The organism is Kaistella sp., from assembly GCF_032060305.1.
Lineage (GTDB): Bacteria > Bacteroidota > Bacteroidia > Flavobacteriales > Weeksellaceae > Kaistella > Kaistella yananensis.
The window spans coordinates 4,525-19,206 of the sequence record NZ_DAMBHK010000012.1 but is presented as its reverse complement, the minus strand read 5'-3'; the positions used below and the strand labels follow the sequence as shown (position 1 = coordinate 19,206).

General features: G+C 39.0%; 15 protein-coding genes and 1 tRNA gene. 4 read left to right on the top strand and 12 right to left on the bottom strand.

The features are described from left to right. Positions 1 to 60 precede the first annotated feature (60 nt). The 3 genes from V5N63_RS02985 to V5N63_RS02975 form a co-directional block, all read right to left on the bottom strand. Positions 61 to 134: transfer RNA gene (locus tag V5N63_RS02985), tRNA-Asn, on the bottom strand. A 77-nt stretch (positions 135 to 211) separates the two neighbouring features. Beyond that, positions 212 to 1,549 carry an RIP metalloprotease RseP gene (rseP, locus tag V5N63_RS02980; protein ID WP_332032768.1) on the bottom strand — a complete coding sequence of 446 codons (1,338 nt, stop codon included), beginning with the start codon at positions 1,547 to 1,549 and terminating at the stop codon, positions 212 to 214. Between the two features lie 112 nt (positions 1,550 to 1,661). Beyond that, on the bottom strand, positions 1,662 to 2,102 hold the full coding sequence (locus V5N63_RS02975; protein ID WP_332020871.1) for a DUF6646 family protein: 441 nt from the start codon (positions 2,100 to 2,102) through the stop codon (positions 1,662 to 1,664). A 125-nt stretch (positions 2,103 to 2,227) separates the two neighbouring features. On the opposite strand from V5N63_RS02975, the gene V5N63_RS02970 reads away from it, so the two are divergent. Further along, positions 2,228 to 2,989 (top strand): amidohydrolase, encoded by a 762-nt coding sequence (locus V5N63_RS02970; RefSeq protein ID WP_332032767.1) that lies wholly within the window; start codon positions 2,228 to 2,230, stop codon positions 2,987 to 2,989. 4 nt (positions 2,990 to 2,993) lie between these two features. Here the strand turns inward: V5N63_RS02970 and V5N63_RS02965 are convergent, their stop codons facing one another. The 9 genes from V5N63_RS02965 to V5N63_RS02925 form a co-directional block, all read right to left on the bottom strand. Beyond that, positions 2,994 to 3,299: a thioredoxin family protein gene (locus tag V5N63_RS02965; protein WP_332032766.1), complete on the bottom strand. Its 306-nt coding sequence runs from the start codon at positions 3,297 to 3,299 to the stop codon at positions 2,994 to 2,996. A 50-nt stretch (positions 3,300 to 3,349) separates the two neighbouring features. Continuing rightward, positions 3,350 to 3,655 (bottom strand): rhodanese-like domain-containing protein, encoded by a 306-nt coding sequence (locus V5N63_RS02960; RefSeq protein WP_332032765.1) that lies wholly within the window; start codon positions 3,653 to 3,655, stop codon positions 3,350 to 3,352. Between the two features lie 21 nt (positions 3,656 to 3,676). Next, the gene (locus V5N63_RS02955; protein ID WP_332032764.1) at positions 3,677 to 5,083 is read right to left on the bottom strand and encodes an MBL fold metallo-hydrolase; all 1,407 of its coding nucleotides are present in this window, start codon (positions 5,081 to 5,083) and stop codon (positions 3,677 to 3,679) included. 90 nt (positions 5,084 to 5,173) lie between these two features. After that, on the bottom strand, positions 5,174 to 5,533 hold the full coding sequence (locus V5N63_RS02950; RefSeq protein ID WP_332032763.1) for a hypothetical protein: 360 nt from the start codon (positions 5,531 to 5,533) through the stop codon (positions 5,174 to 5,176). A gap of 2 nt (positions 5,534 to 5,535) precedes the next feature. Further along, on the bottom strand, positions 5,536 to 6,336 hold the full coding sequence (locus V5N63_RS02945; protein WP_332018278.1) for a sulfite exporter TauE/SafE family protein: 801 nt from the start codon (positions 6,334 to 6,336) through the stop codon (positions 5,536 to 5,538). Between the two features lie 77 nt (positions 6,337 to 6,413). Next, the gene (locus V5N63_RS02940; RefSeq protein ID WP_332032762.1) at positions 6,414 to 6,857 is read right to left on the bottom strand and encodes a hypothetical protein; all 444 of its coding nucleotides are present in this window, start codon (positions 6,855 to 6,857) and stop codon (positions 6,414 to 6,416) included. A gap of 84 nt (positions 6,858 to 6,941) precedes the next feature. Continuing rightward, positions 6,942 to 8,930, bottom strand: a complete 1,989-nt coding sequence (locus V5N63_RS02935; RefSeq protein ID WP_332032761.1) for a TonB-dependent receptor plug domain-containing protein — start codon at positions 8,928 to 8,930, stop codon at positions 6,942 to 6,944. A gap of 127 nt (positions 8,931 to 9,057) precedes the next feature. Next, positions 9,058 to 9,915, bottom strand: coding sequence for a hypothetical protein (locus V5N63_RS02930; protein WP_332032760.1), 858 nt, complete (start codon positions 9,913 to 9,915; stop codon positions 9,058 to 9,060). Positions 9,916 to 10,012: 97 nt separating this feature from the next. Continuing rightward, positions 10,013 to 10,375, bottom strand: a complete 363-nt coding sequence (locus V5N63_RS02925; RefSeq protein WP_265143711.1) for a hypothetical protein — start codon at positions 10,373 to 10,375, stop codon at positions 10,013 to 10,015. A gap of 134 nt (positions 10,376 to 10,509) precedes the next feature. Here V5N63_RS02925 and V5N63_RS02920 point away from each other — a divergent pair, with 134 nt between their 5' ends. The 3 genes from V5N63_RS02920 to lysA all read left to right on the top strand — a co-directional run bounded on the left by V5N63_RS02920 (position 10,510) and on the right by lysA (position 14,629). Continuing rightward, positions 10,510 to 12,036: a helicase HerA-like domain-containing protein gene (locus V5N63_RS02920; RefSeq protein WP_332032759.1), complete on the top strand. Its 1,527-nt coding sequence runs from the start codon at positions 10,510 to 10,512 to the stop codon at positions 12,034 to 12,036. A gap of 51 nt (positions 12,037 to 12,087) precedes the next feature. Further along, a complete protein-coding gene (locus V5N63_RS02915) occupies positions 12,088 to 13,311 on the top strand; it encodes a 3'-5' exonuclease (protein WP_332032758.1) in 1,224 nt (407 codons plus the stop codon). 118 nt (positions 13,312 to 13,429) lie between these two features. Further along, positions 13,430 to 14,629, top strand: a complete 1,200-nt coding sequence (gene lysA / locus V5N63_RS02910; RefSeq protein WP_332032757.1) for a diaminopimelate decarboxylase — start codon at positions 13,430 to 13,432, stop codon at positions 14,627 to 14,629. Positions 14,630 to 14,682 lie beyond the last annotated feature (53 nt).

Below are 14,682 nucleotides of genomic sequence, written 5' to 3'. Positions count from 1 at the left end.
CTTGAGCCTATGAACACTACATTAAAAACAAAAAAACCATCACATTTCTGTGATGGTTTGCTCCTCTTGCTGGGCTCGAACCAGCGACCCTCTGATTAACAGTCAGATGCTCTAACCAACTGAGCTAAAGAGGAGTGTATCCTTTTGCTTTAAGCGTGTGCAAATATAAAAACTTTTTTAATTCTTGCAAAATATTTTTGCAAAGTTTTTACTAAAATTTTCCTGTAATCCACTTAACTATGTCGTTTCCAAAGATTAACACCATTAGCCCAAGTAAGAAAATTACACCAATCATTTGGGCATTTTCTAAAACTTTCTGCGGAACAGGCTTTCCGGTGATCATTTCCCACAGGGTAAACACGACATGACCCCCGTCTAACCCAGGAATCGGGATTAAATTCAGGAATGCTAACCATACCGAGAACATTGCAGTGAAGCTCCAGAAAAACTCCCAGTTAATCGTTTCTGGCATTTGTTTGATGATTCCGATAGGTCCCGAAACTTTCTTATAACCTTCTGTAGTGGTATTGAAAACAATTTTAAACTGCTTAATCTGCATCGTCAAAACGTCGATGGTTCTTGTAAAACCTCTTGGGATAGCTTCTAAGAAAGAATATTTTTTGGTGATTTTGGCTTTTTCAAGTTCGGCCTGTGCTACATTGATGTCTGTGGAAAATCCTAATTTTCCTTGCGGATCAACTTTAATATCGATTTGCTGTAGGGCAGATTTTCTTTCAACATCCAGCTTTACATTGGTGTTTTTGTATTTTGCGAGCTCAGTTCCCAACTCATCGAAATACTTTACAGGATTTCCGTTTACAGCTACAATTTTATCACCTTTCTGCAAGCCGGCAGCTTTCGCAGGACCATTTGGCAGAAGACTGTCGATAACCACAGGAAAACGTGGGCTGAAGTAAGCTTTTGCCTCATTTTGTTTCAACACATCAGCTACACCTTGCTCGTTGATAGGGAATGTAACTTCTTTACCGTTTCTTTCCACCGTTACCTCATCTGCGAAAAGCATGTTAACGGTTGAAGTTTCCATACGCTCGGCAAGCTTTCCGTCGATTTTTAGAATTTTATCTCCAGTTTCCAGACCCATTTTTTTACCGGCATCAGATACCGCAATTCCGTTCTCGAATTTTGAATTGTCGTGATAGGTTTCGCCTTTAAAGTAACTAAGGCTCGAATAAATGAGCCAGGCTAAAAAGAAGTTAACCGTTACACCACCCATCATAATAATCAGGCGCTGCCATGCGGGTTTACTCCGGAATTCCCAGGGTTCGGCCGGTTTTTTCAGTTGCTCTGTATCCATGCTTTCATCCACCATTCCGGCAATTTTCACATAACCGCCAAATGGAAGCCATCCGATTCCGTATTCGGTACCTCGGAAATTTATTTTTGCCAGTGAAAACCAGGGATCAAAAAAGAGATAAAATTTTTCAACTTTTGTTTTAAAATATTTTGCGGGGATAAAATGTCCTAATTCGTGCAATATCACTAAAATAGAAATACTGAGTATGAACTGAAATAACTGTATTAATGTCATTGATTCTAATTAAATTTTTTAAGATTTGCGAAGATACGAATTATCAAAAGCATGCCAAATAAAAAAGGCTCTCTATTACGAGAACCTCCTTTTATTTAATGACTTAGTGTTTTTAGAAATTGAACGATACCCCTAAGCTACCATTATTACCAAATTCACCATAAATACCTACATTGTTGTTGAAGAAATATCTTACCCCTAAATGTGCACCGAATCCGAAATCTTTGCCTAAAAGACCTAAATTAACACCTGGATAAATGTCCCATTTTTCAGGTAATCCCAATGGCTCCTGTAAATGAAAGCCTAATCTACCAAACACAAATACGTTGTTATCTTCGTTGTCGTCTTTGTAACCATCGAAATAGAAGTTAGCACCGGCACCAAGTGACACGATGTTTCCTAATCCATAATCGTAAGTTGCGGTAATACCATTTCCATAACCCCATCCGTTAAAACCTACCTGAAGTTTTTGGTCTCCTTTGCCGTTCCAGGCCTGTGCGAATGCTGTTTGTCCTAAAAAGAACATGGAGCATACTAATAGTAACTTTTTCATAATGTTATAATTTATAGTTTTAATGTTATAATTTTGAATAATCAAAAATGAGACCAAAGAAAAAGTCCAGTATCACATACTTTATTCTGCCATCTATATATTAACCACATTTTTATAATGTTTTTATGAGAACTAATTTAAAAATCAGCGGCTTAAATTTCGATATCACCTGGAAAGACAAAGAGCGAAATTTTCACAGCATCGAGCAACAGTTTCAGGACATATCTGCAGACCTAGTGGTGTTGCCGGAAATGTTTTCTACCGGTTTTTATATGAACGCCGCAGAAATTGCTGACCGTAATGAAGAAACCCTGAAGTGGATGAAAAATTTTGCCGCAAAAAGAAATTCAGCGGTGTGCGGAAGCGCGTCTGTTTCTCATAACGGCAGTTTTGTAAACCGTTTCTATTTCGTAAAGCCCGACGGAAATTATCAATTCTACGACAAAAGACATCTTTTTACCTATTCCGGCGAAGATCATTCTTATTCAAAAGGAAAAGAAAGGGTAATTGTGGAGTACAAAGGCTGGAGAATTCTGCTGCAGGTTTGTTATGATCTTCGCTTTCCGGTGTTTTCAAGAAACAATGATGATTATGACGCGGTGATTTACGTCGCAAACTGGCCGGAAACCCGAATTGATGCATGGACTACGCTGCTGAAAGCCCGCGCCATAGAAAATCAAAGTTATGTATTTGGCTTAAACAGAATCGGAACAGACGGAAATAATCTGAATTATCCGGAAAGTTCTTACTGTTTTTTTGCGGATGGAAGCATTATTTCTGAAACCGAAAACCATTTTGTTTCCGCAGAATTTAATTCAGATGAACTTAAGAAATACCGCGGGCGATTTCAGTTTTTAGATGACCGGGATTCTTTTGAAATTTTTTAAAAATCTAACTGTTAGAAAAATCCTTAAGAAGTTTGGTTAAAGTATTCACATCGTGAACACCGCTCTGCTTATAAAGTAAATCTCCGTTACGGAAAACCGCTAAAGTAGGAACGCCTCTTACACCATATTCTGCAGCAATCGCTGGATACTGATCTACGTCTATTTTTACGATTCTTGCCAGATCACCGATATTTTCTTTAACAGTGGTAAGCACCGAAGACTGAACTTTGCAGGGCCCACACCAAGTGGCAAAAAAGTCGATTAAAACAGGACGTTCAGAGTTGATTAGTTCCTGAAATTTTTGTGACATAGTATTATTTTTAAAATTAAACTAAAGATTTAGGAGAGCAGTTTTTTCTGCTAAAGTTTTTTCTGTAGAGCATTCCAGCCTCCGCCGTTATACACTTCGAAACCGTTCTGTTTAAGAATCGCTTTGGCAGAAGCACTTCTCATCCCACTTGCGCAGCAGGTTATAATTGGCTTCTTAAGATCTAATTTTTTCATCTCCGACACAAGCTGCTGCAAAGGGATGTTTTTAGAATTGCGGATGCTTCCGCTACTGTATTCGGCGGGAGTTCTTACATCAATAATTTGTGCCCCATTTTCTACGAGAGCCTTATAATCAACCTTGTTTTTACCGAATAATTTCTTGATAAAATCGATCATTTTTGTTGTTTTTGGAATCGCTTACAAAGTTTTGCTTTGGCAAACAAAATTACTTTTTGGCACACTCGTCTCTTTTATTTTATTGAATCCGCCTTCGATCTCAGAAAAATTTCTTATTCCACGGGAATTTAAAATACTGGCCGCAATCATACTGCGGTATCCGCCGGCACAGTGAATGAAAAAATGCTCGTCACTATCCAGCGTTCCAGCCCAATCGTTAATTTCGGAAAGCGGTCTTCGGAAGGCTTCATTTACATGTTCTGCTTCATATTCGGATTCTTTTCTTACATCAATTACTTTTGAATTTTCATTGAATTTTTCAGCAAATTCGTCGGCAGAAATTCTTTGAATCGTGTCAATTTCCTTACCTGAATTTTTCCAGGATTCAAAACCACCTTCCAGATATCCCAAAACATGATCAAAACCAACTCTTGACAGCCTTGTAATCACCTCTTCTTCCGTATCATTTTCGCATACCAAAAGAATGGGCTGCCTTACATCTACAATCATGGCCCCAACCCACGGTGCGAAATCTCCTTTCAGCCCGATATTGATGGAGTTTGGAATAAATCCTTTGTGAAAATCGGCCGCAGCTCGGGTATCGAGAATCAATGCGCCAGAATCTTCGGCTGTTTTTTCAAAATCTTCTGCGTTCAATGGATTTTTACCTTTTTCGAGTACATTTTCGAAATCATCGTAGCCACCTTTATTCATGGCGACATTCATCCCAAAATACTTGGGCGGCGCCGAAAGTCCGTCTAAAACTTCTTTTATAAAAGATTCTTTATTGGGCTGTTTCAGTGCATAATTGGTCTTTTTTTGATTCCCTAAAGTGTCCACAGTTTCTTTCTGCATATTTTTTCCGCACGCTGAACCTGCTCCGTGTGCCGGATAAACCGTGATGTCATCAGCAAGCGGAACAATTTTGTTCTGAAGACTGTCGTAAAGTAAGCCCGCCAACTCTTCCTGAGTCATGTGCGCAGCTTTCTGTGCGAGATCCGGGCGGCCTACATCCCCTAAAAACAAGGTATCGCCAGAGAAAATTGCGGTTTCTTTTCCAGATTCATCAATCAGGAGAAAAGTTGAACTTTCCATAGTATGTCCTGGCGTGTGCAGCACTTTAATTTTAATTTTTCCTATGGTAAAAATCTGATTATCTTCTGCAATTATCGCATCAAAATCCGGTTCTGCTGTTGGCCCGTACACAATTGGTGCACCAGTTTTTTTTGAAAGATCCAAGTGTCCCGATACAAAATCTGCATGAAAATGTGTTTCAAAAATATATTTGAGCTTTACCCCATCTTTTTCAAGCCTTTCGATATAAGGTTTTGTTTCCCGCAACGGATCGATGATGGCTGCTTCATTTTCAGAAACGATATAATATGCACCCTGTGCGAGACATCCTGTATATATTTGTTCTATTTTCATGGTAATTTTTTTAACTAATGCAAATTTGGTGAAATTGCTCACAATATACACCAAGCGATCAATCGAAATAATTGATTATAGCATTTTGAATTAGTTATATTCGGTAACATTACCGTCTTTGTCAGACAACTTACCGGCCTGGCCTTCCTGTGTGAGCTCCCACATAAATTCCTCATTTGTAAAAATGGGATTACCGCTTGGGTTCACTGTTTTGGCAGATAGCTTCTGTTCTTCCTCTCCAGCTTTCTGAATTTTTACAGCAACTGCATCACCTTCAGAGAAATAGGTTACCGAAATTTCTTCACCTGTAGCGCTTTTCAGTGTTAAAGGTTTTTGTACAAGTCCTATTTCAGCAGATTTTTCATTTTCCGTTGAAGCTGAATTGGTTTCTGTTTTGGTACAGGAATTCATTAAAAACAATGCGAAACCTGCAACGAGTATATTTTTCATATCTAAAATTGTTGTTTTAAAAATACTTCTTTGATGATAATAAAAATGCCCATTCCTAGAACGATCCATCCAAACAGCGGTTTTAGTTTTCGGCCATCCATTTTTTTGGAAACGGCAATACCCACGAAGATGCCCACTACGGATAAACCTGTGAAGCCAAGTAGAAATCCCCAGTCATGGCTCACCATCTCCATGGTGCTGATGAATCCCAGAATAGAATTCATTGAAATGATAAAAAGTGAAGTAGCTACCGCTTTTTTCATGTGCAGGCCCAGCAGCATAACCAGTGCGGGAACAATTAAAAATCCTCCACCGGCACCAATTAATCCTGTGATAATTCCTACCAAAAGTCCTTGCGAAATTAAAATGGTATAGTTGGTATCTTCGAAACTCTGCAATCTTGGCCTTTCATTTTTTCTGATCATTTTATACGAGGCAATCAGCATTAAAATTGCAAAAAGCAAAAGCAGAAACATATCTTTGGTGAGTGTTATTCCCCACCGGTTAATGATATATTCTGGCAAATGCGGCAGAATCAGCCTGCGTGAAAACAAAACGCCCAAAATCGATGGAATCCCGAACGTAAACGCTGTTTTAAAATCAATCTGTTTCTGTCTGATGAAACCTGCCGAGCCTACCAAACTCGTAATTCCTACAACAAACAACGACAGCGCGGTAGCAGTAACTGCATCGAAACCAAATACATACACGAAAACCGGCACGCTCAAAATACTTCCACCACCACCAATGAGACCCATTACCAGGCCTATTACGATTGCCGAAAAATATCCTAAAAACTCCATCAATTATTTTTTGGCAAAACTAACTTATTAAATTAAAAACCAGCGTAACCTTTGTTACAGCCCAACTGTATTCAATTTTACCCAATGGACTGTATTTCATATGAATTATCACCAATCTTAACGCGGTCGCCAATTTTTTTTCCTTTGAATCCTTCATATATTGGCGCGTTATCCGAAAAGGAAATCACCTCTTTGCCATCAATGTCGAAAACCGGCACCGAAATACCTACGAATAAAAAGTTTCTATCGGTTTCGATTACACTCCCCTTTTCGATCATATGGTGACTTGATTCTTTCTCGTTCATCAAAAAACTGAGATTTTCTTCAGCCTCGCTCAACATCTTTTCGAACCGCAGTTGCATATCTTTAGCCTGGGTCTGATGAGAAAAATCTTCCGGATCGTGCGTGCTTTCTTCATCCATATCCGAAGCGGTTCTATATTGATTTACAGATTGCTGTAAACTTTCAATAACCTTACGCTGTTCTGCGATAAGTTGCTCAATAATTAAATCCCTTTTCATGATTTTCATTTTTTGATGGTTAACAAATTTACTAAAAATATCTGCCTTTTGCAGGGTCGATATGTGATTTTTGAATTAAAGATTTTAAAAATTCAGATTAAGATTAAGGTAAAAATTTCTTCCGGGACGCGGAATTTTGTTCCAGTCAGCATACGATGTGTAAAGTCGGTCGAATATATTTTCAACGCCAATTTTAGTTAAAACTTTCACCCCGTTAAAGCTGAACTGGTAACCTGCATTAACATTAAAGATTGTGTAATCCGGCGTTTCTGTTTCACCGTAAACAGCTGCAAAATCACGGTATCTGGAATTGCCGAAAACTGAAAATTCTGCGGAGAGTTTATTTTTGTAAAATTGTAATGCCGAACGGTAACTCAACGGACTCATAAACGGAAGATTTTCTTTGCTGTAATCCTTTCCGCGGGCATAGCTAAACTGCGAATTCCATTTTAGAAAAGAAAAAAGCTGAACCTGCGTATTGAGATCTGCATTAAAAATTGTGGCATAATCCAGAGAGCCATATTGTTTTACACCCTTTCCACCAATCGTCATCGGTACAAGTCCTCCAATAACTTTTCCAACGATATAATCTGAAATATGGAAATAACTGGAAGAAAGTTTTACTGAAAATTTTTCATTTTTAAAGGCGGCAAAAGCATTGGCTTCCAGCGACGATTCATTATTAAGGTTGGGATTCCCGACATAATCGTACTTTTCGGAACTGTTGAAAAGGTAAAAACCATACCCTTCCGATACCGAAGGAGCGCGGTCGCCGTAACCACCACCAAAACCGAATTCAAACATATTTACTGAATACTTATATTTTGCAGAAATGCTTTTCAGCAGGCGGTTTTTCTGGCCATCCATTTCTGGGTAAAAAATCTGTAGACTGTTCAGTCCAAATTCACTTTCCACTTTATTGGAGTGGTAACCCAGCGATCCTGAAATCTGAAGCGAAGAATTTCCGTTCAGATTAAAATGATCATCAAGATAAATCCCCTGAAATAATGTTCTCACCTGAGGCCACGTGTACATAAACATCAGTTTTTCGGTGGAATTGGCTGGGTACATGGTCATTTCAGCCGTTGACAAATTCGAAAAACCGTTAAGGTTTACGGTAAAGTGATGGTCGGGCAACTCCGCATTAAGGTTGGTGAAATAACCAAAAGTCTTGCTCCAACCCGGCATATCCATATGGATGGGAACTGCGGGACGTTTGGTATCATCCATTCTGTGCGTGATGTTGTTAAAATAAACCTTAGTTTCCCAGTTGGTGAAGAAATCTGAAACGGGAACGAGCTGGAATTTTACTGAACTTATCAGCGCTTCAGCCAGTGAAATATCCATAGGCAAAGCCGGATAACCTACATCGGTAGCTTTATCGTAAATCACGGAGGCTTCGAGCATTTTATTGTCGCCTATTTTAACTCCGGAATTTCCTGAAAAATTAATTTTTCGGAATTGTGAATATGGAACATCTTTACCACCACCAGCCTTATAATTATCAGCATCTCTGGACATCACATTAAAATCGGCGAAAAATTTTGGCGCTTTATAGGCCGCTGAACCGCCGAAAATCTTCTGTCGGTTAACGCTTTCAAAGCCTGAATTTACACCGAAACTCCATTTTTTTTCACCAAATCCTGTCCGGTTTCTTTTCAGATCAATTGCTCCGCCAATCGTGTTGCCATGCGCAGTTCCGGCCTGTCCTGAACTGATTTCCGCTTCTGAAAGATTCGATATTTCCACATAAGAAGTTACAGGGTCCATTTTATCTGTACATGCCCCGAAAATCCTCATACCGTCAATGGTAATTACCGTTCTTTCGGTTGGCATATTGTTCAGCAGCGGTTCCCAGGCGTAAGCTCCGCGCTTGATCATTTCTATTTTTGCTGATTTCTGCAGATATTCGTCAATGGAACTCAGGGGTTTGGAATCCTTCGCAGAAATTCGGTTGGTACCGATAACTACAACTTCCTGAATGCTGTGGTGCTGCAGAGAATCCGGATTGATGTTTTGAGCAGCGGCTGCCACAGAAATAAGTATTGAAATCAGGACGAAATTCTTTTTCATTATAATTTGTATTCAAAAATGAAAGAAATGTCCGTTCTGGCTGGCTAAGATAACCAACTTCAGGAAACGAATCCTTCAAAAACGGACATTCAGATTTTGCTAAAGACTACGAAAACAGTTATTGATCTTAGAACTCGATTTCGAAAAACAGTGACGATGCAGGATTTTGGTCTGTAACTTCTTCACCTTTCAACACTGTTCCGGCTGCGTTTGCGAGTTGCAGATTAATCTTCCAATAACCGGTCATGGTAAGCGAAAGTTTTCCGTTATACAGTTTTCCGGGTGAAGTTTGGGTCGCGTTCACGTTATTTGGCGAGCCGTGATTACCCATTCCAGGCATTCGGGGATCGATTTTCACGGTGTAACCGTCAACCACAGGAAAAGTCATCATATCCTGCATTTTCCAGACTCCAAGAGTCATGTCATTTACAGCAACTTTTGGTGTTCTGGGTTCGATATAGGCAACAATATATTTCGTGTTATCACTGCCTAAAAACGAATTCACCCTTCTTTTTGCTGAATCAGGAACATCAACTACAGTGGTTGCGGTATAAGCCGTTCCGTTAATGGAATAATCGAATTTCACATCCCAGTATTCCGTAGCGTTTTGTGGCATTTGGAAGACAAGATAGCCGGTATACAAAGTGCCATCTGGAGTTACTTTGGTAATTGAAGACTTCGGCCCGGAATGGCTCATTGAAGTCATGTGCATCACGGGACTCCAGTTTACTGACGCATTTTTTTCGTACTGATTGCTGGATTTGTTTTTAATCCTGAATTTCAGGTCGTTATAACCTAATTGTGTCGTTCCGGTAGCGGTATAAAGTTCGATGGTGTGGGTGTCATTTGAAAATTCTTTAACCTTAACCAACCCTTCAAGTTCGTTAACTGATGGCGGTGTAACAGGATCATCTGATGTTCTGCAGGAAATAAGGAAGATTGAAAGCGCAACGAATGCCACGAATATTTTTAGTGAAAATTTCATTTTTTATAAATTTTAGGATGGAGGAAATGCTTTTCAGGACAAAGTCTTAAAAAATTAAAATTTGCTGCCCAAAAGTGAACAGCCCGATAAATGAAATTTATACTTGTGGCGGATGCGGAAGAATATTCAGATAAACTTTCAGCATACCTAAATCTTTATATGTATTGATCTGCTGATTGGTTTTGAAATCTGGATTCTTGGAGGATGCTAATTCTGGTTGCTGAGAAGGTAAAATATTAAATTCGAAACTGTATTTAACGACTTTTAACAAAGATTCGTTTTTGCTGCTTTCTTTTTGCATCTCGCATTTGCCATGGCAGTTTAACTCTGGCTTTGCCTTGTTCACGCAATGGATTTCATAGAAATCTCTGTTGATCTGATAATCGACCAAAATCAGTGAATTCTGAAAACTCGCCAGAAAAATTAATGCGGATAATATGGTAAGAAAAAACCTTTTCATTTGGCAATCCAAATTTAAGATTTTTTTATCCGAATTAAAAATGATTTTCATCAGCACCTTAACTACTAATCTATAGGAAAAATTCTGAAGTCTTTCAATATTTTTTATCTTTATAAAATAAAACTTAATTCAACATGGCAGATAAAGCGAAATTTATTGAAGAGCTTTCGGCAAGATATTCTCCAAAAGGAGATTTCATAATATTGGGAAAAGGGATGCTCGATGGTGAAGTTATACCTGAAGTAAACGTTACCCTTCCCCTGAAAACCATTAACAGACACGGCCTTATCGCCGGCGCTACCGGAACAGGAAAAACAAAAACTTTGCAGGCTTTTGCAGAACAGCTTTCCCACAAAGGAATTCCGTCTTTAGTTTTAGATATTAAAGGTGACTTTTCGGGAATTGCTGAACCCGGTGAAGAAAATAAGAACATCAGCGAGCGTTATGCAAAAACAAAACTTACCTATCAGCCACAGGCTTTTCCGGTGGAACTGATGTCGATTTCCGGTGAAAAAGGTGTTAAACTCCGCGCAACAGTAACGGAGTTCGGACCCATTTTACTTTCGAAAATTCTGGAACTGAATGATACACAACAAAGCATTATTTCTATCGTTTTCAAATATTGCGATGACAAAGGTTTGCCGCTTATCGACCTCGAAGATCTGAAAAAAGTCCTGCAGTATGTCACTGATAATCCGCAGGGGAAAGCAGATTTAGCCAATAATTACGGATCTATTTCTCCCGCATCTTTGGGTGCAATTCTTCGGTCAATTGTAGCTTTGGAACAACAGGGAGCAGCCCAGTTTTTCGGAGAGCCAAGTTTCGATGTGGAGGATTTACTGCACCAAAGAGACGGAAAAGGCGTGGTAAATATATTGAGAGTAGGAAATATCCAGAGCAAACCTCAGCTGTTTTCAACTTTCATGCTTTCTCTTTTTGCTGAAATTTATATGACTTTTCCGGAAGAAGGCGATTCCGGTAAACCCAAACTGGTGCTTTTCATTGATGAAGCACATCTCATTTTCAAAGAAGCTTCAAAAACACTGCTCAACCAGATTGAAACCATGGTAAAACTGATCAGGTCTAAAGGGGTCGGGATTTATTTCATCACTCAAATCCCCGGTGATGTTCCCGAAAATGTACTTTCCCAACTTGGTCTGAAAATTCAGCACGCATTGCGCGGATTTACTGCGAAAGACAGAAAAGAGATTTCAAAAGCGGTTGATAATTACCCGATTACCGAATATTACAAGGCCGATGAACTGATTCAGAATCTCGGGATTGGGGAAGCTTTTATTACGGCGCTCGATGAAAAAGGAATTCCTACGCCATTGGTTCATACGTATCTCATTTCTCCAGAATCAAGAATGGATATTCTGGATGAATCCGAAGTAACAGATTTAACCAGCCTCTCGGCACTTGTAGCAAAATACGAAGAAAATGTCGATAAGGATTCTGCTTACGAAATGCTCACCAGCAGAATGGAACAGGCCGTTCAGAATGCAGCACCAACTCAAAAAACAAAGCCTGTAAAAGAAGAGCCCGGAATGTTCGAATCAGTGATGAAATCACGCGCCGGACGAACCTTCACGACTACCCTTGCGCGCGAAGGCGCAAAATTTGTACTGGGAATGTTTGGTTTGGGCGGAAGAAAGAGGTAAAATTGCACTTGTTTTTTGGGAATCCAAAAACTGATGCCAGAAAAAGAAAAAATGTATTCAGTAATTGATATAGAAAGTAACGGAGCAGGTTTCAGGAAAGAAAGCATTATTGAAATTGCAGTGTACAGATATGATGGTCACGAAATCGTAGACCAATTTATCTCATTGGTGAATCCAGAGAGCGATATTACGCCGTTTGTTCAGAAATTAACCAATATTTCACCCAAAATGGTGAAAACTGCACCAAAATTTCATGAAATCGCAAAAAGAGTTGTCGAAATTACTGCCAATACCACTTTAGTCGGACATAATATTGAGTTTGATTACCGAATGCTTCGACAGGAATTTAAAAGATTAGGTTATGATTTCAAAATCAATACGTTAGACACCATTCCGCTGGCTAAGAAACTCATTCCCGAAGCAGAAAGTTATTCTTTAGGAAAACTCGTAAAATCCTTGGGAATTCCTTTGGTAGATGCCCATCGCGCTTCCGGCGATGCGCGTGCGACCCTGGATCTTTTTAAGCTTTTGATGATTAAGGATAAAGATTCCGAAATTATTCAGCAACACCATGAAGAATTAAATTCAAAGTCTTATCTCAACAAAATCAGGGATTTAACCCAGGATTTACCGTTTGAAAGAGGGATAATTTACCTGCAGAATGCCGAAGGAAAAATTATCTTCTTCGACTTTGTAGATGATCTGAGCAAATTCGCGAAAATGATGTTCAATTCTAAGTCCAAACGCTGGAAACAACTGCAGGATGAGGTAGAGCATATTCAGTACGAACTCACAGGAAACGATATTCTTGCAAAACTGATGATGAAAACCAAAGGATTGCGAAAACGCGAAAATCTTCCGTTCGGACTTTATCATAAAAACGGAAAATATTTTGTTGAAAAAGTCGCCAGTGAGAAAACCGAAAAACCAATCCTGAAATTCAGTTCTTTTACCCAGGGTTTAAAAGCGATAAGCTTCATCAACACTCAGGAAAAATATGCCGACCCACAAGAATTGGCTAAAACATTAAGTCTGAAAAACCGCAACGAAATGTGGCTTTCCGGAGGCAGAACTCTGGGCGAAAAATCGTTTGTTATTTTTGAAAAAGGCAAACTTACAGCGTATGGTTTTTACGAACTTCACACGCAAATCAATTCCTGGAAAAAAATTACAGCACTGAAAATCGACCTTAATACGACCACCGCAGATCTGCAAAATGATTTAAAATTAGCCCTTTTGCGAGAAGATTTTGAAATTCAGCCTCTTCCTAAATAATTTTTTTCTGCAAAATTTCTACATTTGCAACTTCTTAAGATTCTAATCTGATGTTTAGGCTCTGTTTCCAAACCAGAAATTAGCCTCAGATTTCGACTGTAACAATTAACAATTAACTATGACCAACCAGGATTTATTGAAAATAGCCGCTGAATATGGCACACCTACTTATGTCTATGATGCAGAATCCATTAAAATTCAATACGAAAAACTCACGTCTTCATTTCACAAGAGCACACGGTTTTTCTACGCTTGTAAAGCACTTTCGAACATCAATATTTTAAAATATGTGAAAAATCTTGGCGGAAGCCTGGATTGTGTTTCCATTAACGAGGTAAAACTGGGTTTAAAAGCTGGTTTCGAACCAAAGAAAATTCTTTTTACGCCGAACTGCGTTGATCTTGCAGAGATTGAGGAAGCAATGACGCTGAAAGTACATATCAACATCGATAATATTTCGATTTTGGAGCAGTTCGGAAACAAATATGGCGATGCCTACCCCATTTTCGTAAGAATTAATCCACACATTTTTGCCGGTGGAAATTATAAGATTTCTACAGGCCATATCGATTCTAAATTTGGTATTTCCATTCATCAACTCCGACATATTGAAAGGGTGATGAAAACCACCAATATCAATGTAGAAGGACTTCACATGCATACCGGAAGCGAAATAAAAGATCCTGATGTTTTTCTTCAGGGTCTGGAAATCATGTTCGAACTGGCAGAACATTTCCCGAATCTGAAATATTTAGACATGGGAAGTGGCTTCAAAGTTCCTTACCAGGAAGGCGATATGGAAACCGACGTGAAAGAATTGGGCAAAAAAGTAGAGAAAGCCGTTGCTGAATTCTCAAAAAACTCCGGAAAGAAATTCGAACTTTGGTTTGAACCTGGGAAATATCTCGTGAGTAAAAGCGGGCATCTTATCGTAAAAACGAATGTCATCAAACAGACTACTGCTACGGTTTTCGCAGGAATTAACTCCGGTTTCAACCACCTGATCCGTCCGATGTTTTACGATTCGTATCACATTATTGAAAACCTTTCGAACCCAAAAGGAGCTGAAAGAATTTATACGGTAGTAGGGAACATCTGCGAAACCGACACTTTCGCATGGGACAGAAAACTGAATGAGGTTCGCGAAGGTGATATTCTGGTTTTTAGAAATGCCGGAGCTTATGGTTTTGAAATGAGTTCCAACTTTAACTCACGGCTTAAACCAGCCGAAGTGTTATTTATGGACGGAAAAGCACATCTCATCAGAAAGCGCGATGAATTTGAAGATTTACTGAAAAACCAGATCGAGGTACTATAAAAAACACTTGTAAAATCGGGTGTTTGCTTAAAAAGAGGTAACTTTAATAAAAT